Source organism: Neobacillus nitrireducens (assembly GCF_030915405.1).
GTDB lineage: Bacteria > Bacillota > Bacilli > Bacillales > Cytobacillaceae > Neobacillus.
In genome coordinates, this window is the sequence record NZ_CP133262.1 from 3,705,466 (window position 1) to 3,729,508 (window position 24,043).

At 39.5% G+C, this 24,043-nt stretch carries 26 protein-coding genes and 2 riboswitches; of the genes, 19 read left to right on the top strand and 7 right to left on the bottom strand.

Features of this window, described 5'->3' with window-relative positions; translation table 11 throughout:
- Positions 1-101 precede the first annotated feature (101 nt).
- The 3 genes from RCG22_RS17945 (at position 102) to RCG22_RS17955 (ending at position 3,839) form a co-directional block, all read left to right on the top strand.
- Positions 102-2,162 carry an EAL domain-containing protein gene (locus RCG22_RS17945; protein ID WP_308104037.1) on the top strand — a complete coding sequence of 687 codons (2,061 nt, stop codon included), beginning with the start codon at positions 102-104 and terminating at the stop codon, positions 2,160-2,162.
- A 294-nt stretch (positions 2,163-2,456) separates the two neighbouring features.
- Complete coding sequence (locus tag RCG22_RS17950; protein ID WP_308104038.1) at positions 2,457-3,260, top strand: prohibitin family protein; 804 nt, start codon at positions 2,457-2,459, stop codon at positions 3,258-3,260.
- A gap of 153 nt (positions 3,261-3,413) precedes the next feature.
- Positions 3,414-3,839 carry an OsmC family protein gene (locus tag RCG22_RS17955; RefSeq protein ID WP_308104039.1) on the top strand — a complete coding sequence of 142 codons (426 nt, stop codon included), beginning with the start codon at positions 3,414-3,416 and terminating at the stop codon, positions 3,837-3,839.
- A gap of 148 nt (positions 3,840-3,987) precedes the next feature.
- Here RCG22_RS17955 and RCG22_RS17960 read toward each other — a convergent pair whose 3' ends face one another.
- Positions 3,988-4,527 (bottom strand): NUDIX hydrolase, encoded by a 540-nt coding sequence (locus RCG22_RS17960; RefSeq protein ID WP_308104040.1) that lies wholly within the window; start codon positions 4,525-4,527, stop codon positions 3,988-3,990.
- 147 nt (positions 4,528-4,674) lie between these two features.
- Between RCG22_RS17960 and RCG22_RS17965 the strand changes: the two genes are divergently transcribed.
- The 3 genes from RCG22_RS17965 (at position 4,675) to RCG22_RS17975 (ending at position 6,374) form a co-directional block, all read left to right on the top strand.
- Positions 4,675-5,439, top strand: coding sequence for a hypothetical protein (locus RCG22_RS17965; protein ID WP_308104041.1), 765 nt, complete (start codon positions 4,675-4,677; stop codon positions 5,437-5,439).
- A gap of 75 nt (positions 5,440-5,514) precedes the next feature.
- Positions 5,515-5,910 carry a hypothetical protein gene (locus RCG22_RS17970; RefSeq protein WP_308104042.1) on the top strand — a complete coding sequence of 132 codons (396 nt, stop codon included), beginning with the start codon at positions 5,515-5,517 and terminating at the stop codon, positions 5,908-5,910.
- Positions 5,911-6,209: 299 nt separating this feature from the next.
- Positions 6,210-6,374 (top strand): Spo0E family sporulation regulatory protein-aspartic acid phosphatase, encoded by a 165-nt coding sequence (locus RCG22_RS17975; protein ID WP_308104043.1) that lies wholly within the window; start codon positions 6,210-6,212, stop codon positions 6,372-6,374.
- Positions 6,375-6,519: 145 nt separating this feature from the next.
- Here RCG22_RS17975 and RCG22_RS17980 read toward each other — a convergent pair whose 3' ends face one another.
- Complete coding sequence (locus RCG22_RS17980) at positions 6,520-6,867, bottom strand: cobalt transporter (RefSeq protein ID WP_308104044.1); 348 nt, start codon at positions 6,865-6,867, stop codon at positions 6,520-6,522.
- Between the two features lie 378 nt (positions 6,868-7,245).
- Between RCG22_RS17980 and RCG22_RS17985 the strand changes: the two genes are divergently transcribed.
- Positions 7,246-8,463: a C40 family peptidase gene (locus RCG22_RS17985; protein ID WP_308104045.1), complete on the top strand. Its 1,218-nt coding sequence runs from the start codon at positions 7,246-7,248 to the stop codon at positions 8,461-8,463.
- Between the two features lie 332 nt (positions 8,464-8,795).
- Here the strand turns inward: RCG22_RS17985 and RCG22_RS17990 are convergent, their stop codons facing one another.
- Positions 8,796-9,008, bottom strand: coding sequence for a spore germination protein (locus tag RCG22_RS17990; protein ID WP_308104047.1), 213 nt, complete (start codon positions 9,006-9,008; stop codon positions 8,796-8,798).
- Between the two features lie 232 nt (positions 9,009-9,240).
- On the opposite strand from RCG22_RS17990, the gene RCG22_RS17995 reads away from it, so the two are divergent.
- The 3 genes from RCG22_RS17995 (at position 9,241) to RCG22_RS18005 (ending at position 12,474) form a co-directional block, all read left to right on the top strand.
- Complete coding sequence (locus RCG22_RS17995) at positions 9,241-9,759, top strand: DoxX family membrane protein (protein WP_308104048.1); 519 nt, start codon at positions 9,241-9,243, stop codon at positions 9,757-9,759.
- 146 nt (positions 9,760-9,905) lie between these two features.
- Complete coding sequence (locus RCG22_RS18000) at positions 9,906-10,199, top strand: hypothetical protein (RefSeq protein ID WP_098264059.1); 294 nt, start codon at positions 9,906-9,908, stop codon at positions 10,197-10,199.
- 244 nt (positions 10,200-10,443) lie between these two features.
- Positions 10,444-12,474, top strand: a complete 2,031-nt coding sequence (locus RCG22_RS18005; protein ID WP_308104049.1) for a peptidoglycan recognition protein family protein — start codon at positions 10,444-10,446, stop codon at positions 12,472-12,474.
- A 79-nt stretch (positions 12,475-12,553) separates the two neighbouring features.
- Here RCG22_RS18005 and RCG22_RS18010 read toward each other — a convergent pair whose 3' ends face one another.
- From RCG22_RS18010 to motA, 3 genes are all read right to left on the bottom strand, one after another.
- Positions 12,554-13,465, bottom strand: coding sequence for a DMT family transporter (locus RCG22_RS18010; RefSeq protein WP_308107198.1), 912 nt, complete (start codon positions 13,463-13,465; stop codon positions 12,554-12,556).
- Positions 13,466-13,837: 372 nt separating this feature from the next.
- Positions 13,838-13,921: riboswitch (cyclic di-GMP riboswitch) on the bottom strand.
- Positions 13,922-13,965: 44 nt separating this feature from the next.
- On the bottom strand, positions 13,966-14,670 hold the full coding sequence (locus RCG22_RS18015; protein ID WP_308104050.1) for an OmpA family protein: 705 nt from the start codon (positions 14,668-14,670) through the stop codon (positions 13,966-13,968).
- Positions 14,642-15,439, bottom strand: a complete 798-nt coding sequence (gene motA / locus RCG22_RS18020; protein ID WP_308104051.1) for a flagellar motor stator protein MotA — start codon at positions 15,437-15,439, stop codon at positions 14,642-14,644. Before motA ends, RCG22_RS18015 begins: the two co-directional genes overlap by 29 nt.
- A gap of 101 nt (positions 15,440-15,540) precedes the next feature.
- Here motA and RCG22_RS18025 point away from each other — a divergent pair, with 101 nt between their 5' ends.
- The 4 genes from RCG22_RS18025 to RCG22_RS18040 are packed head-to-tail and all read left to right on the top strand — an operon-like array spanning position 15,541 to position 18,058.
- A complete protein-coding gene (locus tag RCG22_RS18025; protein WP_308104052.1) occupies positions 15,541-15,984 on the top strand; it encodes a YaaR family protein in 444 nt (147 codons plus the stop codon).
- A 15-nt stretch (positions 15,985-15,999) separates the two neighbouring features.
- A complete protein-coding gene (locus RCG22_RS18030; protein ID WP_308104053.1) occupies positions 16,000-16,404 on the top strand; it encodes a flagellar basal body-associated FliL family protein in 405 nt (134 codons plus the stop codon).
- 11 nt (positions 16,405-16,415) lie between these two features.
- A complete protein-coding gene (locus RCG22_RS18035; RefSeq protein WP_308104054.1) occupies positions 16,416-17,261 on the top strand; it encodes a flagellar hook-basal body protein in 846 nt (281 codons plus the stop codon).
- Between the two features lie 14 nt (positions 17,262-17,275).
- Complete coding sequence (locus tag RCG22_RS18040) at positions 17,276-18,058, top strand: flagellar hook-basal body protein (RefSeq protein WP_308104055.1); 783 nt, start codon at positions 17,276-17,278, stop codon at positions 18,056-18,058.
- A gap of 35 nt (positions 18,059-18,093) precedes the next feature.
- Here the strand turns inward: RCG22_RS18040 and RCG22_RS18045 are convergent, their stop codons facing one another.
- Positions 18,094-18,534: a PilZ domain-containing protein gene (locus RCG22_RS18045; protein ID WP_308104056.1), complete on the bottom strand. Its 441-nt coding sequence runs from the start codon at positions 18,532-18,534 to the stop codon at positions 18,094-18,096.
- A 159-nt stretch (positions 18,535-18,693) separates the two neighbouring features.
- On the opposite strand from RCG22_RS18045, the gene flgM reads away from it, so the two are divergent.
- The 5 genes from flgM (at position 18,694) to RCG22_RS18070 (ending at position 23,839) form a co-directional block, all read left to right on the top strand.
- The gene (flgM, locus tag RCG22_RS18050; RefSeq protein ID WP_098264050.1) at positions 18,694-18,957 is read left to right on the top strand and encodes a flagellar biosynthesis anti-sigma factor FlgM; all 264 of its coding nucleotides are present in this window, start codon (positions 18,694-18,696) and stop codon (positions 18,955-18,957) included.
- A complete protein-coding gene (locus RCG22_RS18055) occupies positions 18,954-19,433 on the top strand; it encodes a flagellar protein FlgN (RefSeq protein ID WP_308104057.1) in 480 nt (159 codons plus the stop codon). The genes flgM and RCG22_RS18055 overlap by 4 nt, the downstream gene beginning before the upstream one ends.
- Before the next feature lie 33 nt (positions 19,434-19,466).
- Positions 19,467-20,921 (top strand): flagellar hook-associated protein FlgK, encoded by a 1,455-nt coding sequence (gene flgK / locus RCG22_RS18060; protein WP_098264048.1) that lies wholly within the window; start codon positions 19,467-19,469, stop codon positions 20,919-20,921.
- Positions 20,922-20,934: 13 nt separating this feature from the next.
- Positions 20,935-21,813, top strand: coding sequence for a flagellar hook-associated protein FlgL (flgL, locus tag RCG22_RS18065; protein ID WP_308104059.1), 879 nt, complete (start codon positions 20,935-20,937; stop codon positions 21,811-21,813).
- A gap of 421 nt (positions 21,814-22,234) precedes the next feature.
- A complete protein-coding gene (locus tag RCG22_RS18070) occupies positions 22,235-23,839 on the top strand; it encodes a flagellin N-terminal helical domain-containing protein (RefSeq protein ID WP_308104060.1) in 1,605 nt (534 codons plus the stop codon).
- Positions 23,840-23,936: 97 nt separating this feature from the next.
- Positions 23,937-24,025, top strand: a riboswitch (cyclic di-GMP riboswitch).
- Positions 24,026-24,043 lie beyond the last annotated feature (18 nt).

Consider the following 24,043-nt stretch of genomic DNA (forward strand, 5'->3'; position numbering starts at 1 on the left):
ACTTTTGAAACAGTATCCAGCTTCCCTTTCCTTTATGATAAATAGTATATAGGGTGTCGAAAAAACGAGTATTTTAGCATATTGAATGAGAGGAGCAATCTATGAAAAATCAAAGTAAAAGCACCGATTTGGGTATGTTTATTCAAACCTTTAAATCTGTTCTGCTAAATCTCCCTGTACCCTGCTTCATTCTTGATCTAGAAGGTACAATTGTGTTTGCCAATAATGCAACGATCAAGCTAACGGGGTATCAACGAGAAATAGATTTTAAAAGGAGCTTTCTCTCTCAATTGGATGATGTATATATTGAAAAAACGATTGAGCATATTAAAACCGTTCTTAATGGTGAAAGACTTCAGGTTCAGATTGAAATCAGGCATCAAAATAAGCAAAATATTCCGGTAGATATCGTCTCGATTCCGCTTGAGATCCGTGGGTTGGTTCAAGGGATTTGCGGCTTTATTATAGAACAGTCTGAAAAAGATGCGGTCATCCATCAACTTTATGATCCAAGCAATTGGGATAAAATTTTAAACGAAATCGATATTTGTTTATGGTCTGTTGATGCAAAAACGATGGAAACACTTCAAATATCCTCCGCCTCTCAGCGCATTTTTGGTTACTCCGAGGAAGATTTTGTTCAGAACCCCTATTTGTGGCTGGATATCCTTCATCCCCATGATAAAGCAGACTTCCTAGAGCAACTCGCACTATTAGACAAAGGGCAATCCGTCAGAATGGAATACCGGATTCTTACCCGCCAGGGAATGGACAAGTGGGTTATTGACTATATTGTTCCTATTTTTGATGAGCTTTCAATTGGTCCTGTGCGGTTTGACCGGGTTTTAATGGATATTGATCGTCGAAAAAGAACAGAGGCTGAGTTGACCTATTTAGCCTTTCACGATCCATTAACTGGCCTGCCGAACCGCAGGGAATTTGATGAACAGCTTCGCACAGCCATTGGGGAAGCAAAGCGCAATAAGCAATTCGTGGGGATTCTTTTCATCGATATTGATCGGTTCAAGGATATCAACGATTCGCTCGGCCACAAAATGGGAGACCAGTTGATTAAAATCATCGCAACCCGGTTAAAAAGGCATATCCGGACAGAGGATGTCATTGCCCGTCAAGGCGGGGATGAATTTGTCATTCTATTAAAAAATCTACCTAATGGGCAAATGATAGAAGAGATGGCTGCGAAAATAAGCCAGGTGGTTGCTAAACCAATTATACTGACTGAATATGAGTACAGAATGAGTGTTAGTATTGGGACCAGTATTTTTCCCGATCATGGGCAAGATGCTGATGTGCTCATGATGAGAGCCGATCAGGCGATGTACTTGGCGAAGGAGAATCGAACGGGTATTCAGCAATATCAACAGGGCATGTCCAAAAGCCTGTCGCGAAAAATGCTTCTTGAACAATATCTTCATAAGGCAATCGAAAAAAATGAGTTGTATTTAGAATATCAGCCTATTGTCGACGTGTATGCGAAGAAAGCCATCGGTCTGGAAGCCCTTATCCGCTGGAAGCATCCTGTCTTGGGGAGCATTCCGCCGGTAGAATTTATTCAAATTGCTGAGGAATCGGACCTAATTATTAAACTTAGCAATTGGGTTTTAGAGACAGTCTGTAGCCAGCGCCGGTTATGGCTGGATAAGTATCTATCGCCTTTTTATATCTCGATTAATGTTCCGGCGAGGCAAATCCATCAGGATCATTTCATTGAATCGATTAAACATTCCTTACAAAAGTATGATTTACAACCGGAACTAATAAAAATCGAAATAACCGAACGGACCGCGATGACGAATGTCGAGAAAACTTTGCAGACGATGCAAGAATTGCAAGCATATGGGGTAGATATCATCCTGGATGATTTTGGAATCGGCTATTCATCGATTAGTTATTTGGTGCAGTACCCTTTTAATACGATCAAAATTGATAAATCATTTATTCAGGGCCTAGACAATAAAAACCAAAAGTCGGTTTGTCGTGCATTAGTGGCAATGGGCAGAAATTTAGGGATGAATGTGGTTGCCGAGGGGGTCGAGGAAATAGACCAATATCAATATTTATGCAGCATTGGCTGTAATAAAATCCAAGGCTACTATTTTAGCAGACCTACATCGGTGGAATTGGTAGAGCAGTTTTTCTAGAGTTGGATTATGATCCACGTTGCTTTAAAGAGGGATCCACTCCCTCTTTTTTTAATTAGATAAGAAAGTATAATTTTGACTTTGAAAATTGTCCAGCTCCAGCGCCCTAGCGGCTAGTGTCCTTCGCTCTCCGCCCTACGATAAGTCAACATCGAATCGCCTTACGGCTCTTCGTGTTTCCTTTATCTCAGTTGGAGCGCTCCAGGCCATACGCCGCTGAACAGGGCGCTTGCGCATTTCTTATTGTATAAAACTGGGGCTATTTTCATAAAGTTTTAAATAGGGGGGATCCGAATGAATTATACAAAATCGATTATTAGTGGAATCATTGCACTTGTTATTATCGTGGTTGCCTTTTTTTCAAGCACATCCGTTGATTCTGGATATAGAGGCGTTCTTTTACAATTAGGAGCTGTCAAATCAACGATTTTGACGGAAGGTTTTCATTTTAAACTCCCATTTATTCAAACCGTTCAACCGATTGAGGTTCGGGTCCAAAAAGAAGAAAGTTCACAAACAGCTGCTTCCAAGGATCTGCAAATGGTCACTGCGATGGTAGCCGTCAACTATTCTGCTGATCCGGAGGCCGTGAATAAGCTCTATCAAGAAATTGGCTTGGATTATCGGACCCGAATCGTTGACCCAGCGATTGCTGAATCACTTAAGGCGATTACCGCACAGTACACTGCGGAAGAATTAATCTCGAAACGTCCAGAGGTATCAGCGAAAGTGAAAGATATGCTAGCGAGTAAATTAACAAAATATTATATGATTCTAGAAGATATCAATATCAAAGAATTTGCTTTTAGTGATGAATTCAATAAAGCGATTGAATCGAAACAAACCGCGGAACAAAATGCATTACGGGCACAAAGGGATCTCGAACGAATCAAAATTGAAGCTGAGCAAAAGGTTGCTCAAGCCGGTGCAGAAGCGGAAGCCTTACGATTAAAAAAACAAGAAGTAACGCCGGAATTAATTCAATTAAAGCAAATTGAAGTTCAAGAAAAGGCCTTGGAGAAATGGGATGGGCGCCTGCCAAGTGTAACAGGTGGAGCCACGCCGTTTATTGATGTGGAAGGACTTTCGAAAAAATAAGCAGGGATTTAATAAAAAGTGATTTTTAGATAAAAGGAAGGAAACAGACCGATCACCACAATTGGTGTAACTGTTTCCTTTTTATTTTTATCTATTATGTAAAATAAGGAAGGGATGAATGGGTTAGAATAAACTTGTGAAAGGGGTATGAGTATGGAGTTAACAATTAATTGGAAAGAGAAAATGGCGTTTTCGGGGGTTACACCTTCCGGTCATGAAATTATCCTGGATGCCGCTCCAGAAGTGGGAGGAGAGAATTCCGGTCCGAGACCAACGGAACTACTGCTTCAGGCGGTTGCAGGCTGCACAGGAATGGATATTATCTCAGTCTTACATAAAATGCGCCTCGAGCCCTCCGCATTTCAAATGGACGTTAAAGGAGAACGTGCCGAGGATCATCCCAAGCGTTTCACAACGATTAATATTCATTATGCATTGGACGGAGAACTGCCTGAAGATAAGGTAGTAAGGGCGATTCAATTATCGAAAGACAAATACTGTTCCGTCTCCCATTCCTTAAATTCAGAAATAACCGTGAGCTATTCCATCAATGGGGTTCCTGGGGAAAAGGTGATATAAAAGGGAAAGAAGTAACGACCAATTAAATCGGTTGTTACTCCTTTTTTCATAAGGGAGGTTCTACGAGCCCGAACTCAGAAAATATTAGCAATTGCGGTCAGGTAACGCGGCTCTTCCCCAAATTAGTCTCATAATCAATCATCCATAATTAACGATTGTCCGTCAGTAACATATAACGCAATACAGCTGCCAGCCCTGCCCCATGCTTGAATTCGCCTTTTTCAATTAAGGACTTCACTTCATGCATAGTTAATTTATGTACCTCAATTTGTTCGCTTGACTCCAATCGCTGCTCTGTGGCGGTGAGTCCGGTTGCCGCAAATAAGTAGATTTCCTCGCTAGTTGAGCCAGGAGAAGGATAAAAGCTTCCTAAATCCAGCCAATATTCAGCCTTATTGCCCGTTTCTTCCTCTAGCTCTCTTTTAGCGGTTTCGATTGGAGCATCAGCTTCACTTTCAGTGTCAATCATCCCAGCAGGCAACTCCCACTGCCAGCTTTTTATCGCATGACGATATTGTTTTAAGCAGATGATTTCTTTGTCCTTCGTGATTGGCAGGATACATACGCCCTTTGCAAAATCTAAATAGGAAAAGTCCTTTTCCTCTCCATTCGGGAGAGTCACCTTTTCGATCATTACCTCAAAGCGATCTACCTGTTCCTTAATCGAACTATTAATCTTCCAAACCATCCTCATTCAACTCCAAAATTCATTTTCTTAAAGCTATTTTACATGGATGGAGGATAATTTACTAATTCTATCCGGCGTGGATAATTATCCCATAAATTGTAAACGATATAGAAAGACGCACGTTTCATAAAGGAGAAGGACTTACAAGTGAATCATATTCCTCCATTTCGAAGGCAGAGAGCGTATTTATCCCAATTTTCTACCGCGCAGTTGCATTTAAAGAACCCGTGGATTCCAGCTTTTTTCTCATTCTCTTATCCTGGGTTTGGACATATTTTGAAGCATCGATATATCTCTGGGTATATTCTCATTCTATGGGAAACATTTATTAACGATCGGGCGAAAGTAAACCTTGGCATTTTATATACCTTATTGGGTGAATTTGAAAAAGCAAAAGATATTTTGGACCAGAGGTGGCTCATTCTCTATCTGGCTATTTATATGTTTGGAATTTGGGATAGTTATCGGACGACCGTTGATATAAACAAACAGTATATTTTAGCTGATCGCGAGGACGCCCAAGTCATAAACATGAAAATAGGATCATGGGATATTAACTACTTGGATAAACGAAAACCAATAAATGCACTTATCTGGTCCGCCTTATTTCCTGGCCTCGGACATCTTTATCTCCACCATGTTATTACAGGATTCTTTATTTTTATTTATGCGGTATCGATCTGTTATTTGGGACATATTCCGGAAGCTATCCACGCATCGATGACTGGTGATTTTGTTCAAGCTAAAAATGTTCTGGATATGCAATGGACACTTTATTTTCCTTCCATCTATTTCTTCATCATTTATGATTCTTATGTTTCAACGATTGAACACAACAAATTGTTTGAAAAAGAAATGTCAAAATTCTTACGGGAAAAATATCAAAGTAAGCATTTCCTTTATCCATTGTAGAAAGTGAGTGTGAGTTGATTGTTAGTCATTGCCACTTTCGAGAATTCCATTTTTATTGAGTTAGCTATTACGGCTTTGGAACAAAGCGGAATTTCAAACGAGAAGATATTAGCGGCTCCTCTTGATAAAAGAGCAGAACAGCGAAAATTATTTGATACGATTCACCGAGCGGACGGATTAAGTCTTTTTGATGCATCCGCCATGCTCGGTACTTGTTTGATGCTATTGGGCGCTATCTACGGATATGTATTAAAATGGGGTCCTATTATCTGGGGGATTATTGGGGCAGTCAGCGGGTTACTTCTTGGATTTTTAATAAAATTGTTGATTGTTAAAAAAAATAAAGCCGGGACCAAAAAAATCGCATCAGAAATTGTCCTAATGATTCGCTGCGAAGAACAGCAGTGGGAAACCATCGAAAAAATAATCTGGGAAAACAACGCACTTGGGGTAACAAGAATCAAGCGTTGAAGGAGGTAAAAAAGATGAGAGGAAAAATCTCGTCTTTTTCTTTTGGTGTCAGGCACCGATTTAGACTAAAATATCATCTTTCCTTCGAACTAACTTCCTTTGTGTCAAATTAGTGAATTTTTCTGTAACAGAATCACTCAGTATTCAACATATTACGAGTGTAACAATAAAATTAATACCATAAACATCATGAAGGTAGTAGTTAATTGTCGATATTTGATGATGGAAACTAGTTCTATGAATCCGCTTTCAATTGGTACACTAAGGTTCCTAGTCAAATATTAAGGAGTTAAGCGATAATGAAAAACGAAGATCTATTTATACAAATCGAAAATTTAAGAAATAAAATGGTAAGAGCAGGTCTATCGAAAGGTTTTACCTCCGCTGAAACTGTTACCTTAAGTGAAAGACTTGATAAGTTAATCAACTTACAAATGGGGTTACTTACGAATATTTCAGCCTGATTACATATTTTGTGACCTTTAGTAGATTGATAGGGAAAAGAATGACACCAGACACCAAATCAAAAGCGATAACTTACCAAGAAAAAAGCGGAAAAGACCTGTATAGGTCAGGTCTTTTCCGCTTTTTAACTATTGCTTCTTTTAACTAATACGGATAGCCACCATAACCACCATAGCCTCCATATGGATAGGTTACAGGTGTTGGGTACGGTGCTGGATATGAAGTTGGATATGGTACTGGATATGGGTAGCCCCCGCCAGAAGACAAGGCCCCGATCGTTAGTCCTCCTAACAATCCGCCAACAAAAGGTGTGCCAAAGCCGCCGTGATGACCTCCTCCATGATATCCTCCTCCATGATACCCGCCATGAAATCCTCCTCCGTGATAACCACCGTGATGTCCATCATATCCGCCATATCCACCCATTCCACCGTGTCCACCCATTCCGCCATGTCCGCCAAACTGTCCTCCGCCGTGAAATCCTTCCATCATATACATACATCTCCTTTTTTAATCAATAACGAATGATCCTACTGGTTACCCGTGGAAAAAATGGGTTACCTTTTGTACTGTATGCATGATAAACGTCCAATGAATGGGCGCTTAATGGATTCGGGATTGTTGATATTCAAATGATTCGTTTTACCTTCTCCTCTTATTCTTTTGTTTTTCCAATATATTGAAAATCGGTGATATAAAAAAAGTCGTTTATCACAAAATCTAATCCTATTATTCGACTCGTTCAAAGAAAATTCTACAAAACATTACAAATTCATTACAATTTAGCCATTTTCATTGTTATTCTTCTCCTACAAACTTAAACTATAACTATATGAGTCGGAAAATTTTGCTAGGAAAAGGTGACAATGTATGAAACGGAAAATTTTAATATATTCAGTATCGTTTGCTCTGTTAACAACTATTTTTCAAGCAACGCCTGCTTTTGCAAAACCAACTGTAACACAAGTACAGATTGATGAGACAAAAGTAGAGATTAATAAGACAGTTGACCAAATTGATGACTTAGAGACGAAGGTTCAGCAACTCGATGATCGAATCATCATCGGAATGGAAAAAAGTAAACAACTAAGCGATGATATTAAAGCACAACAAGATCAAATCGTAAAAACAAATGCTGAAATCGAAACAGCAAGAAAAGACTTAGAAACAAACAAAGACTATTATTCTGAAAGACTAAGAGCCATGCAGGCACAAGGGAAGCAGTCAATTATCACTTATGCAGAATTTATTGTGTCGTCTAAAGATTTTTCCCAGTTATTAACACGCTCCACTGCAGTAATGTCAATTCTTGAAAGTAATACAGATATAATGAAGGCTTTATCTGAAAAAGAAGCAACATTAAAAGGTTCAGAGCAAAAGCTTGAAAAGGAATTAGACAAATTAAAAAACAGCCAGGATGAATTAGCTGCAGAAAAGAAGCAGATAGTAGCAGATAAACAAGAAATTACGACAGTTTTGGCAAAATCAAAAGACACCTTAAAGCAAAAACAATCGCAACTAGCTTATCAACAAACAGAAAAAGATGCCCAAGATAAAGCAAGACAAGCAGCAGAAGAAAAGGCAAGACAAGAGGCACAAGAAAGAGAAAGAGCAAGACAGGTAGTACAAGAAAGATCAAGCCAACAAGCACCAGAGAGTCCAAGCCAACCGGAGCAAAATACTCCTGTAAATAATCCATCCATATCCGATGCACCACAGGAAACCGTGTCTAATTCGGGAGATGCAGATGAGATGATCGCATATGCGAAAAGATTTTTAGGGGTTCCTTATGTTTGGGGCGGAACAACGCCAAATGGATTTGACTGTTCAGGATTCACCCAATATGTGTTCCGTTCGATTGGGATTTCCCTTCCGCGGGTTTCTCGTGACCAGCAGGATGTTGGAACTGCAATTTCTCCGTACAATGTCCAAAAGGGTGATTTAGTATTTAGGGGTAACCCTGCCCACCATGTCGGCATCTATATTGGCGGGGGGAAATTTATTCATGCCCCGCAAACGGGTGATGTTGTGAAAATTGCTACTTATAACCCAGCTAAATTTACAACTGCTGCTAGAGTATTGCACTAAAAATAGATTAAGAGGAAAAAAGGCTTGGAGGAAACTCCAGGCCTTTTTCTATACAATTCTATATTTAATATCAATCGGCAGTTGGGTATATGCCCATCAAGGTTTTTTTACTATATAGGAAATTATGAAATATTTAATTATGGATAAATTGATTTAGTATCTTTGAATCCAGCTCCAGCGCCCAACGGCTAGTGTCCTTCGCTCTCCGCCCTACGATAAGTCAAGCACGAATGCGCTAACGCCCTTCGTGTTTCCTTTATCTCAGTTGGAGCGCTCTAGGCCATACGCCGCTGAACGGGCGCTTGCGCCTTTTGTTCCTATTATGTCTTAAGTTAGTTATCCTGAACGATGGGTTGGTCAAGTACATCCGCATTGACGGAAGTGGTTGTATTTTGACCAGTAATCGTCGTGATCGTAATCCCAGCATTTGTAGATCCGGAACCGTGTGTACTTTTTACGGCACTTTTGGGCGATATAAACAAGGAATTTCCAAATTGGACAATTCCCCCGCTGACTGTATCAATCTTTACTGGTAATTCAGACATTAAAGAACATCCTTTGCTTTTTAATAACTTACTATATGCGCATTTAAGGGGAATTGTTCAGAAATGGAAACTCTAAAAAGCTACCATACGTCTGCTTTTAGAGCTGTTCAAACCTTCGTCAAAACATTTCAAACAAAATGTGAACTTATCACTATACCCATATTGCTAAACAAAAAAAGGGAATATAGTGTAATCATAAAGAACAAACAAAATTTGAAAGGCGGAATGAATTATGTTTAACAAATTTTTAAGAGAAAATAAAATTGCAGCGGCTATTCTTACTGTCTTACGTTTATACCTTGGCTATTCTTGGCTTACAGCAGGTTATGGAAAATTATCTAGCGGCGGCTTCGATGCGGCAGGCTTCTTAAAAGGAGCAATCGCAAATCCAGTCAAAGGTCCAGATGGCGCCGTTGTTTTTGGCTGGTATGTTGACTTCTTGAAACACTTTGCACTGCCAAACGTTGATATCTTCAACATAATCGTACCTTGGGGCGAAACTTTAATCGGCTTAGGTTTAATTCTAGGTTGCTTAACAACTACTGCGATGTTCTTTGGTTTAGTAATGAACTTCAGCTTCTTCTTAGCAGGAACAGTATCTCATAACCCTAGAGACATCTTCTTAGGATTTATCATCTTAACAGCTGGTTACAATGCAGGAAGAATCGGTTTAGACCGTTGGGTCGTTCCATTTGTTAGAAAAATAAGCAAAAAAGAAACTGGTCCTGAAAAAGCAAAAGTAAGTGCATAAATAGCATCAAAGAGGCAGAAGTTCACCTTAAAGTTGAACTTCTGCTTTTTATTTTGAGCATCACAGTTATGAAGTAAATATTTATTTTTAGATTTTGTTCCAAATCCCCTTTTGCTCCATATGCTTTAGGATAAGGGGTGAATATAATGTCAACAGACCAATTCGACATCGACACGTTAAAGCACATAAGGAACAAACTTGATTACATTTACTTTATTGCAAAAAGCAATTACAATGACAACCCTGAATTAATGGACACGATTGAAAACTTAGCTCTGATTTCAAACATGTTTACGAATGTAAAGATTCAAGAGCTAAGCAAGAAAAAGGAAACATCAAGCCCTCAAGGGTACATTTTATCAAAACTATCTCACTCCTACTCGAGAATGAAGGAGTATGAAAAACAAAAAGAAACTGATTTCCCAACTTGGAAGCTATAAAACACGCTATCTGCCAGTAATCGATAAATTGATACAAACTCATAACCAAGCTCAGAGAGAAGTGCTTATTGTACTTCTCTCTTTCAATGCCATTGGTGCCTGACACCAAATAGTAAAAAATAATTTGTAAATTTTGTATAATTATTTTGAAAAACAAAATTTTCCTTAAAATCAGCATAACAGTCGTAGTATAATAGAATTTATGAGCTTATCAGACATTTAAACTATTATACTAGGAGGAAAAATGAGGAAAGTAGTCATCTCTGTCTTGTCACTATTGCTTTTTGTTTTCGTACACCCATCTTTTATGTACGCAGCGGGAACGACATACCCGAAAGTAAATGATTATATCACTTCTAAGAAGCTAATTCCTGCGAAAGTTGAATATGATCATAAAGACATATTTACTAAATTTACTTATCGTAATGGTTATGGTGAAGCGGAGGGCGTGGTTGCTCATGAGACAGCAAACAACAACTCAACCATAACCGGTGAGATAGCTTATATGTCGAGAAACAATCGAAGTGCCTTTGTGCATGCGTTCGCTGATGGTTCGCGTGTAATTGAAATTCATGACCCGAATTATGGAGCCTGGGGTGCTGGTCCCTATGCGAATGAACGATTTGTCCATGTTGAGTTAGTGCGAGTAAAGACGTTTGATCAATTTGCCCGATCCATTAATAATTATGGGAATTACATTGCATCTTTGCTCTATGATTATAATTTGCCATTGGTAAATGCAGAAAAAACAGGCGAAGGGACACTCTGGTCGCATTCCGCGGTCACCAATCACCTGGGGGGTACCACCCACGCGGATCCAATTGCTTATTTTAATAAGTGGGGCTATAGCTGGGACCAGTTTGTTAAACTGGTCACGACGAAATATAAAACACTCCCGAATAAAACAGAGACTACCAATCGCTTAGGACAGGTCCTAAGCAGCGAGGTAATGATTTATCAGGACTATAATAATCCTGCATCCGCTACTCCAGCAGGTGAAACGAATACGAACCAAACCTTTTATATTAAAAGTTTAGCTTTTGTAAGTGGGCAAACATATTATCTCCTAAGTGAGCAGCCTAGCAGTGTTGACGGTGTTATCGGCTGGGCAAAGGCCTCTGATTTGCTTTCGTATCCAGAATCGACTGTAAAATCTACAGCGAAAACCTTATATATTAAAGGAATAGGCGGTGCGTATAGCAAGCCATGGGGCATGCAGAAGGATGCCATCTATCGTTCTCTATCCAACTATAAAGGCCAGGAGTTTAAAGTAAATGGGACCGAAACCGTTGGGAATATGATCTGGTATCGTGGGGATCTCGATGGAAAAACAGTCTGGCTCTATTCGAGCAGAGTGGTTCCAAAAGTGGAGCAGACTACCAGTCGGTTAGGGCAGATTAGAAATAGCAGCGTACAGATTTATAAATCTGTTGGTACACAGGTGGGAGCCATCCAAGCAGGTTCAACCTATACTGGGACTGTTTTCTACATTAAGAAGCAGGCAATCATCAACGACCAAACATATTATCTAATTAGTAAACAGCCTAGTAGTGTAACTGGCTTGATCGGCTGGGTAAAATCAGCTGATCTAATTAATTATTCGCATACTACCACTGACAGAATTGTAAAAACGATGTATTTGACCGGCAAAGGCAGTGCGTATAGCAAGCCTTGGGGCAGTACGAAGGAAATCACTTTTAAAGATCTTTCGAAAAATAAAAACCAAACATTTAAGGTGAATTTAACTGAAAAGGTAGGCACTACCACTTGGTACCGTGGAAGCTTGGCTGGGAAGACCGTTTGGGTGTCAGGCGGGTACCTAACCAATACACTGGAAAGTTCGACCAACCGTTTGGGTAAAATCAAAAAAAGCAATGTCAAGATTTATAGGAAGCTAGGGTCGAGCTCGTACTTTAAGGCTTGGTCATCGTATACCAATAAGGTTTACTATATTAAGAGAAAAGGTATGCTGAATGGGCAAACATATTATTTAATCAGTAAAAGTTATAAAGGTGCAAACGTAGTTGGCTGGGTAAAATCCACCGATTTAACGTCCTATGGATATTCCGTGGTAAGTAATAAAGCCAAGACGTTTTCTATCAAAGGAACAGGCAGTGCCTATAGCAAAGCCTGGGGCGGGAAGAAAGATGTCGTTTATAAGAAACTTTCAACATACAAAAACAAGAAATTCACAGCGGACCTTGCAGCGAAGGTTGGAAATACCACCTGGTATCGAGGCAAGTTGGCTGGAAGGACCGTTTGGTTGCAACAATAGTTTGCTACTGTTACTTTGAAGGTAGGTAAAGGAAAGCAAGAAACCCCCTTAGACAATCATCTAAGGGGGTTTCTTGCTACTAATTAAAGGTCTCTTCACTGATCGTTTGTTGAACTGGTTTTTGCTGCTGGCTCAAAAAGAAGAACACGCCGAGTAGGACGAGCAGGCCGCCGGCAATTTGCCATGGCACAAGATGCTCATTTAATAATATGACTGCTAGAATCGTAGCGCCAACGGGTTCACCTAAAATACTCATCGAGATCGTTGTCGCATTGACGTAGTTTAAGAGCCAGTTATTAATTACGTGGCTGACGGTTGGAACAGTGGCAAGTAACAGGAAAATCCCCCATTCCTTGGCTGGATAAGCGGTTAAAGAAACGCTAGTCGATACGTTATAAATGGTTAGAACAATGGCAGCGGAGAAAAATACACAAAAGCTATAAAGCCAATGGGATACTTTTTTCACAACTGATTGGCCAATTAATAAGTAGCCAACAACAGCAATTACGCTAAAAAAGGAAAGTAGATCGCCCATAATCGCATCCTTATTTAAGCCAAAATCTCCCCAGCCAATCATTATTGCGCCGATGATGGCAATCCCCATCGTCATCATTGCGGAAAACGTAGTGCGCTCTTTAAAAAGGAAAAATCCCCCTACTAACGAGACAATCGGCTGTAAGGCAAGGATGATGGTCGAGCTTGCGACCGTTGTTAATTTCAGGGACCCGAACCATAAAACAAAGTGTAGAGCTAAAAAGAGACCTGAAAAAAATAAAAAGAACCACTCTTTTTTCATGATATTTTTAAACTCACTGCGTTTATTCCAAACGATGGGCAGCATTAAGAGGCTCGCAAACCACATCCGATACATACTCAAAATCGAGGCCGGTGCGTCTGACCATTTGACAAAGATCGCCGAAAATGAGATGGCAATAATAGAAATGGTAAGCGGCAGCCCAATGGATTTGGAACTTACTTCTTGTTGTTTCATCATTTCCCCCTATGTCTTTTGATAAGTATTTTTTTCATCAAATTGAACCTTCGCAACCCGAAAGTCTTCCGAAAATTATTATATCATAAAGGAGGGGGATAACCATTCACTAATAAATGCAAGAAAATTGGAAAATAATCAATTTGAGGTAATGGGTAGAATTACCTTTTAACAAGGATTGCTAATTTTCATTTTGTGGTAAGAAATCTTTCTTCGTAATTTATTCTTGATCTCAAAATCTAAACAACCTTGCAGTAATAATTCATGGTAACCCATTTGAAAGAAGTGCCATTTTAATTTAAATTTGGACATAAATAAATAGATTCTCATAATATCTCTCCTTCATTTAATCACAAATCGCAGGAGCCCGTATTCGGAAGCTGGCGAGCATCATCACAGATATTAGCCCCTATAGCTTTGCGTCACCATTTTTCAATGATTTTGCCATTATCGTCCAATTTATGGAATATGTAACTATTATAGTCTGGGAGACGAATAGACTATTTAATTTTTAATATAGTAATATCGACTCTCCGATTGATTTGCCTGTGTTCGATCGTATCATTTGGATATAGTGGGTTTTGTTCCCCAAATCCGGAAAATTGTAATTTATTTGACGGAATTCCTTTATCCTCAAAAAAGTATAGAACCGACAAAGCTCGTGCTGCAGATAATTCCCAATTTGATTTGAACTCGTTATTTGTAATCGGGACGTTATCAGTATGACCTTCAATACTGATTGGATTTTTCACTTGTTTAATTAAATCAAGGAGATCTTTTAAAATGACAAGTGAATCACCTTTTAAATCAGCTTTTCCTGATTCAAACAAGATGACATCTTTTAAGGATAGTTTTATTCCTTTTGGTTCATCTTTTATGGTGATCACCTTTTCTAAACCTCTTGCTTCTATATAGTCCTCGATTTGCTCCATTAAACCATGTAATTTTTCTGTTTCTTTTTCCTTTAGATCAATTTTCTTTGTGGCCAGGGCATTTTCTTTTTGGATCATGCTGCTTCCCTGCCCGCTTAGGGCTGAATTCATGGAAATCATAATCTGTTGCAGCTTGCCATTGTTTATCGTTCCGGCAGCGAATAAGACGATAAACAGGGCAAGTAATAAGGTGAGAAGGTCTGAATAGGGAATTAACCAAGATTCATCTATGTGTTCATCATCATCATGCAACAACCGCTTCTTCTTCTTCACTGATCGGTTCCTCCTGCTTTAAACGTGCCTTTGAGGGTAAATAAACAGATAACTTTCGTTCAACCAATTTTGGAGTCAATCCATCTTGAATGGCTAGCAAGCCTTCAATCATCATGACTTTCAGGTCCAGCTCTTTTTTAGAAAGTCGCTTTAATTTATTGGAAATAGGATGCCATAGTACGTATCCTGAAAAAATACCCAAAAGGGTCGCGATAAATGCAGCAGCGATAGAATAGCCTAATTTATCCATATCCTTTAAGTTTCCTAAGGCCGCTATTAATCCAACAACTGCACCCAAAACCCCTAAAGTAGGAGCGTACATTCCAGCCTGACTAAAAATTAAACTGCCCACTTTATGTCTTTCTGCAACAGCTTCTAATTCAGAGTATAAAATTTCTTCCATTTGGTTTCGGTCACTGCCATCAATAATCATTTCTAATCCATTTTTTAAAAAGGGATCCTCTATGGAATCGGCAATTTCTTCTAAAGCCAACACTCCTTCTGTCCTTGCAACAATCGACCAATCTACCATACTATCGATTAATTCAGACTGTGTAGGCAGTTTTGGCTCAAATAATACAATCTTTAATAAAATAGGGAATTTTTTGATTTCAGTCAATGGAAAGGCTACAAACAGTGAAGCGAAGGTTCCTCCAAATATAATTAAAAAAGCGGCGGGGTTTGCTAGGGACTCCATCGAAACCCCTTTTAAAACCATACCCACACCAATAAAGACAATCGCTAATATAAGACCGATTATGGTTGTCATAAAATTCTCCTTTCCTTTTTTTTCTGGAAAAATTATAATCTCATTGTATTGAAGATTACAAAATTCGACAATAACATATTCTGTGATGGTGGTGTTTGCATATGAAAGTTGGTCAAGGAATTGTGCTCCCAAAAGAAATCTCATTTTCTCAAAAAGAAGTTAAATCAATAGAATTAACATCTTTTCAACAAATTATGACCGAAAAACAATCAAGCGTTACTAAACAGCATTTAAATACCCTTTTGGAGGGGATTACGAAACAAGGAGAGCGGTTGACCCGGTCTCGATCATTAAAAGATCTTCATGAATATAAAAAGTTAATCAAATCATTTTTACAGGTGGTAGTTCAACATGGACTCTCATTAGAAGAAACGACATCTTTTGCTTATTCGTCTAGTAGGGATCGCAAATTAAAGGTAATAAAAGAAGTTGACAAAAAATTATTGGAGCTTTCAGAAGAAATGGTTAAACAAGAAGACCAGAATATCCGTTTATTAGATAATATAGGGGAAATAAAAGGATTACTGATTGACCTCTATTTGTGAGTTAGGGGGTACAGCATGAAAAAGCTTTTAAAAGTATTATTCGTTTGTGTGTTACTGACGGTACTGAGCGGGGGTGGCTTATATTACTATCAGCACAACAAAGCCAAAGCTGCCACGATTGATAAGTTGGCTGACCAAACCATCCAAACGAACCAGATTAGTACCAATCTTAATTCAGACAACCTCATTCAAGTTAAGTTCTCCATTGAACTAGACTCAAAGGATACGAAAAAGCAGGCAGAAAAAATTGTCCCTATCATTGAAAGCGATATTATCAAAATTCTTTCACAGTCCAATAAGGGAGATTTAAAGAATATTGCAGCTTTTGAGGAAAAGATAAAAAATCAATTAAATGTTAGATTCAGTGACGGTGAAGGAAAAATTGTCCATGTTTATACAACAGAATTACTCATACAGTAAGGGGAATGGCTATGCTTAGAGGGATTGATACAGCAGCGTCTGGTATGCTAGCGGTACAAAGACGGCAAGAAGCGTTAACGAATAACCTAGCCAATATTGAAACGCCCGGTTACAAAAAGGTAGATACCACCTTACGAGCTTTTCCTGAAGTTTTTCTCGAGCGAATCAATGATTCCAAACAAAGTACTAAAGGGAATGCACCAGGGTTCTCGTGGATTGGTTCGATGCAGCAGGGAGTTTATGCACAAGAAAATATCTCGAGTTTTCTTCAAGGAGATCTCGTGACAACGAATAACCCATACGATGTTGCGATTGATGATCAAGCACTAACTCTAAGTAATGGCCAAAAGGCAAGTGTCCTCTTTGCAGTTGAGAATGCAGCAGGCGAAACTCGCTACACACGGAATGGCCGATTTACGGTGGATGAAACGGGTCATCTTGTTACGGCAGAAGGATGTAAGGTGTTAAACAATCAAGGGAAACCGGTTCAGATCGATCCTTCACTTGCTTCAAGTGAGGTTTCGATAAGTCCAAAAGGCGAAATAATCCTTAATCCGGATAAGCCAGCAAACAGAAAAGTCGTGGACACAATCGGGTTAGTCTTGATTCAAAATCCAAACAAACTGATCAAAGAAGGCAATGGTCTCTTCCGACTGGATGGTCAAAAACCAGCCGCATTGACTGACCTGCCTGCAAGTGTCCAGCTCCACCATAAAATGATTGAAAAGTCGAATGTCGATCCGAGCATGACCATGACCAATATGATGGAGAACGTCCGGCTTTACGAGGCGAATCAGAAAGTGTTGCAGGCCTACGATCGTTCACTTGAGTTATTAAATTCGATTGGAAGAGTATAGAAGGAGATTCAAACATGAATAGTTCGCTTTATATTGCCACGAGTGGCTTAAACTCTTATCAAAAAAAGTTAGATACGATTGCGGATAATATTGCTAATGCCGATACGGTTGGATTTAAACGAAGAGAGGCCTCTTTCGAAGAAAACTTAGCCATTTCTATCGAAAACCAAAAAGCAGCTAATCGAGAGATTGGCCGAAAGACCCCCAACGGGATTCGGGTTGGTTATGGAGTACATCTGAACGGAACACAAATGATATTAGATCAAGGAATTCCAAAAGCAACAAATAATCCCTTGGACTTAATGATTTCCGGACAGGGATTCTTCCAAGTAGGAAAACAACAAGGCAACCATACGGAAATTTCCTATACGAGAAATGGTCAGTTTCAAAAGTCTCCAATGGGCAATGGCACCTATCGTTTAGTGAATGCAGAGGGATATTTTTTACTAGACAAAAATAACCAACCAGTGGAGGTCGCTAATAACAGCGATTTTTCGGTTAATGAGGCAGGTGTCATCCGAACCTCTTCTCAACAAATAGCGATTGTTGATTTTTCGAATCCGCAAAAGTTAGTCAATGAAGGCGGTAATATCTTTCGGTTCACAGGAGCGGGTGGTGAAATTCGTGCCAATACCACCTCCACCATCCAGCAAGGATCAACCGAATCTTCCAATGTGGATTTGAGTAAAGAAGTGACGGATATGATGACCACACAACGCGGATTTCAATTTAACTCACGCTCCATCACTTACGCAGATCAAATGATGGGCATCTCGAACGGGATTATTAGAAGTTAAAAAAAAGGGCCATTCTTCACGGCTCCTTTTTTGTCTTATAGAACAACTTTCTCTCTGCTCTTATCCCAAAGAATTTTAAATAGCTTTTGCTCGGCCTTTTCGTCTAATCCTAAAAAGTGGACACCGAAATCATATTTACCGTTCTTGAGTCTTTTCCGCCTTTCGATTTTTCCGACAAAGGAGAAATCTTCCCCTAATTCAAAAAACACCTTGATTTCATCGACATCGGTTAAATCCTCATACGTAATAAGTCTCATCCCAGAAATACTAATATCACGAATTGTGCCAAAGAGAACTGAGTCGGGTGAAGCGGGTACAATAAACGTACATTCATGCTCCCATAAACTAAGCCGAAAGGCGTTTCGACGGTTTTTCTTGGTGGGCTCGGCGGTGTTCTTTTTTCTGAATGAAAAATTTAATAGAATAATAACTAAGACTAATATAAATAAACCAACGGCCAAATACGTCGTATTCAATTGGAACTCCCCTCTTTTATTATAGTAATAAATTAAATTTACCACTATAATCCAATTATGAAAAGGCTTTTTGGATTAAACACTTCTTGGTAAAATGTCGTTATTAACTAGTAGATGGACAATGATTCGGAGATTTGGATATAGAAGGGGGAATCAAGGATGAAAATTAATGATGTCAATCGATTACAAGGCCTGCAGTCCTATAAAAATACGATAAACATTACACAAAAGCAGGACCTAACTAAAAAAATTCAGGTAGATAAAGTTGAGTTTTCTCAGGCTGCGCAAGAAAAAATAAGTGTCGAAAAAGAACAAAGGATTCAAGCACTGAAGGAGCAAATCCAAAATGGGACTTACAAAGTTGATAGTGAAAAAATAGCTGAAAAATTATTATCCACTTGGAGTAGAGGACCGGAAGAATGACAACCTATGAACCGCTCAAAGCCATTTTACATGAGATGATATTAGTTTATGAAAAATTATTGGAACTAGGAAAAGAAAAGCAAGCAACGATTATAAAAGGCGATCCGGAAGCTTTACTTTCGATTTTTCCAAAAGAATCGGCTTTATTGAAAGAGATAAGGCAGCTTGAAGAAAAAAGACAAGAGGAAACTCTATCCTATCAATCGCTTTCCTTAAGTCAGATTATTGATGGGAGTTCTTCAATTGCAGAAAAGGATGAACTGTTGTTTTATCAAAGTACACTTAAGGAAAAATTAAAGGGCTTAGTCGATCAACATCAGTTAAACCAAGAGTTGATTGAGAATTCGTTAGTTTATATTAATAATATGCTCGCATTATACACGCAGCCACAAGAGCCTTCGAACACCTATACTGCTTCGAAACATTATCCGAGAGAGAATAACCAATCAAGAAGTTTCTTTGATGCAAAGGTGTAGGAACTTCTACCAAACAGCAAGGAGTGAACATACATGCGTTCTACATTTCACGGGATTGAAATTGGAAAACGAGCCATTTTTGCACAGCAAACAGCACTGAGTGTAACCGGACATAATATCGCCAATGCCAATACGGTAGGTTATACAAGGCAAAACGCGATTACACAAGCCACGAATCCTCTTTCTTACCCAGGTATGAATGTAGGAAACGGCCCTTTGCAAATCGGGACTGGCGTGGAAACGACAGAAATCAACCGAATCCGTGATTCTTTTTTAGATGGACAGTTTCGCAGTCAAGCTGAACAGCAAGGGTATTGGAATGTAAAGCACGACACACTTTCGAAAATAGAGGAAACGTTAAACGAGCCTGCTGATACTGGCTTACAAGCTAACTTTGATCGTTTCTGGCAATCATGGGAGGATTTATCGAAAGAACCGGATAGCTTAGCAGCGCGTGCGGCACTACTTTCCAATGCCACAGCTTTGGCTGGCCGCTTTAATCAAATCTCTGATTCGATGGAAAATCTAAGCACGGACTTGCAAAATCAGCTTTCTACAAAAACGCAGGAAATGAATAATCTCACGAAGCAAGTGAGTGAATTGAATTTGCAAATTGCGAAGATAACAGCTTCCGGACAGCAGCCCAATGATTTATTGGATCAACGGGATTTGCTGGTTGATAAAATATCAAAAATGGCTGACATTCAGGTGAAACCAGCTCAAGCCGGTCATGGGATGGTTGATATTTTCATAGATAATAAATCTTTAGTAGCCGGGGATAAAAATTACTCTGTTTCATTTGATAGCAGTAGTAATCAACTTTCATTGGGTGGGACAACCGTATCGTTGAAGTCAGGCGAAATCGCGGGGATGGTCGAATCGTTAACCCAGGATATTCCGTCATTTATGTCGAAGATTAATGAGCTTGTTTCGGTGTTTAGCCGAGAAACCAATCAAATTCACACCGATGCCACTGCAATGAATTTGGATGATATTCAGAATCGGAAAAATGACCCGACCGCAGCCCTTGATCAGCTGCCATTTTTTGTAGCATCTGGTACCTCAAGTAATCCAGGAACTGCGGGTGAAATAACAGTTAATCCTCTAATTGTTGCCTCGTTAAATAAAATTGCAGCAGCGCGAGTGGCAAACGTCAGTGATGCGGGGACCGCCAACGAACTGAATAACTTAAAATTTAAAACTGTTTCTTTTTCTAATCAAACGACCACATTAAATAATTTTTATCGGACGATTGTGGGCGATGTCGGAATAAAAACGCAAGAAGCGATTCAAATGGAAAGTAATTCAGAAATCCTCGTGCAGCAAGCAGAGAGTCAGAGACAGTCTGTATCAGGAGTCTCGATTGATGAAGAAATGACGAACATGGTTAAATTTCAGCAATCATATAATGCAGCCTCTAGATACATTTCCGTCATGGATGAGGTGCTGGATAAACTAATTAATGGAACTGGAAGAGTGGGTATCTAGGGAGGTGAATGGATTGCGAATTACGCAAAACATGTTAAGTACTCAGGTGATCAGAAATATTCAAACCAATTACCGTTCACTGAGTCGTTATCAGGAACAAATTGCATCGGGTAAAGCGATTAATAAAGTTTCCGATGATCCTGTGAAATCAGTACAAATCATGTCCTATCGGTCGGCGTTAACGGAAACCGAGCAATTCAAACGCAATGCTGAAGATGGCTTGAATTGGCTCGAAACAACGGATCGTGCGCTCGATGATTTAACACAGGTTATGCAAAAAGTAAGAGAACTTACGGTTCAAGGCAGCAATGGTGTGAATAACAATGACTCCTTAGAAACGATTGCGAAGGAATTAAAGGCATTAAAAGGAAACATTGGTGATATCGCCAATGCCCGGCTCGGCGACCGATTTTTATTTGCAGGAACCGCAACCGATACCGCACCATTTGAAAATGGCGGGTTCACGAGTACAAATAGTGATCCTCTTTCCTGGAATGTCGGCCAGGGCATTTACATGAAGGTCAATGTTAATGGAACGGATATTTTTAATTTTCAAGCGGATGGGTTAAATCTAGTGGATACCGTCGAAAAAATCGCTGGGGAACTGGAAGCTGGGAATGATCCGGAACAGTACTTAGATCATTTGGATAAGCAAATGAGCAATCTGTTGGCCCATCGCTCGATTGTCGGCTCCAATGTGAATCAATTAGAAATGATGGTCAATCGCTTAGATCAAACCGTGCTTTCGACGAAAAGCATGCTGTCTAAGACAGAAGATGCAGATTTGGCAGAGATTATCACGAATTTCACAACACAACAAACGACTCTAAATGCTGCGTTGTCTTCTGGTGCGAAAGCGATCCAGCCTTCGTTGGTGGATTTTTTACGATAAACATAGGAGTGCTCCGAAATTTGATTTCGGGGTGCTTTTTTTGTTTGAAGTTTGGTTGTTGCAACTGACTAAAATTGGGTTTCCACCAATTTTCGGGTTAATTCCGCCAACTTGATCTGGACCCCGTTGACTTTCGGTGTTATTCCGCCAACCTGTTCCGGGATCCCGCCAACTTTTGAGGTTATTCCGCCAAACTAGGATCGGAATCCGCCAACTTCGGAGCCTTTTCCGCCGAAACCCAAGATGATTCCGCCAAATTCAAATATCACCGATTTATTTTTGGATAAACAAACTGTTAAATTAACAAATATTTTTTAAAAAGCACCATTTCCTCTCTCCATTCTAGTAAAACTGTCGTTAATTAATAGTAGAAAGACAAGAAAACAAGTAATACATAAACACTATTAGGAGGAAAATTAAAATGAGAATCAATCACAACATTTCCGCGTTAAATGCTTACAATCAATTAAGTGCAAACTCAACTGCAGCTTCAAAAAATCTTGAAAAATTATCGTCAGGTTTACGTATCAACCGTGCGGCTGATGATGCAACGGGTCTAGCAATCTCTGAAAAAATGAGAGCGCAAATCCGCGGCTTGGATCAAGCATCACGTAATGCCCAAGACGGAATTTCCTTAATCCAAACAGCTGAAGGTGCCATGAACGAAACACACAGCATCCTACAACGTGTTCGTGAATTATCAAACCAAGCAGCTAACGGAACTTCAACTACTCAAGATAAACAAAATATCCAAACCGAAGTAAACCAATTAATCGACGAAATTGATCGCGTAGCTGGTGATACAGAATTTAATAGCTTTAAGATTCTAAATGGCGATATCTCTAAGACTGCTAAATTTGCCCAATCAACAGGCGGAGCAGTTGCGAATGTTGTTGCGTCTGCAACAGCTGCGGCGGGAACAACAACTGTAACAACTTCAGGTCCTTTAGCAACAGCTGAAGAATCGATTTGGCAAACAGGAACACTAATGGATCACAATGGCGTAGCTGCTCCTGTAAGTGGCACGACCAAAATGACAGACCTTGGTGATGGCACTAGCAACTATGGTCTTCAAGTTGGCGATGAAATCACTCTTTCTGCAGTTGTAGGCGGCGAAGTGAAATCTTCTGTTTATGTTGTTACAGCTGAAAGTACATTAGACGATTTTATGTCTTCTGTTAAAAATACACTAGGTGCTGCTGATGTATCGATGAGTTATGGCGCAGGGGATTTTTCATCACTTGGTACAGGCGCAATGGGTCTTGATGGAACCTCTTCTGCTGCCAACACATTGGTTATTTCTGGTCAATCTGGTGCAGCCAATGATATTAGCACATTAAAAATCTCAGCATCTTCATCAGAAGGGATTGCACGTTCGTCCTTTAACACTGAAATGAATGGCGGTCTTAATGGTGGACTAGAACAACTTCAAGTTGCTGGAAACCAGGGTGACTTTATCGCTCAAGTTGACATAAATGGAGACGCTACTGCAGGGACTGGTGATGGAAGAATCGCTGTTCGTTCTAATTCTGTTGTTCAAGTTTCTAATTTACAATTATCATTTAATGACACAATTGCCGCTGCTGCTACATCTACGATTACAGTAGGTTCTACGAATAATACAGTATCCATCCATGTGGGCGCAAACGCAGGACAAACATTGGAAATTGGCATTAACGCGATGGATTCAGTAGCATTAGGCCTGAAAACTAACGGCGTTAATATCTCTCTTATGAGTGAAACAAGTGCAGAAGATGCATTAAAAGTTTTAGATGGTGCAATCGGTCGTGTTTCGTCTGAACGTTCTAAATTAGGGGCAATTCAAAACCGTTTAGAACACACCATCAACAGCCTTGGAACCTCTTCTGAAAACTTAACGGCTGCTGAATCCCGTTTAAGAGATGTTGATATGGCTAATGAGATGATGCAATTTACGAAAAATAATATCCTTTCTCAAGCTGCACAATCTATGCTTGCGCAAGCTAATCAACAGCCTCAAGGTGTATTACAGCTTCTTCGTGGTTAATAACTAGTTATTACAATTAAAAAGAAGTCTCTTATCAGAAGGGACTTCTTTTTTTAAGCTATCTACTGAAATGGTAATGAAAGTTTTGGTTGATCATCGTGAAAAAGGGCAAATTTCAGGAAACTGGAAGACGCAAAGCTGCGGGACTAACCTTAAATAAATAAGTATGTCAGCCGGGTTGCCACATTACGTGCCTTTTTCGCA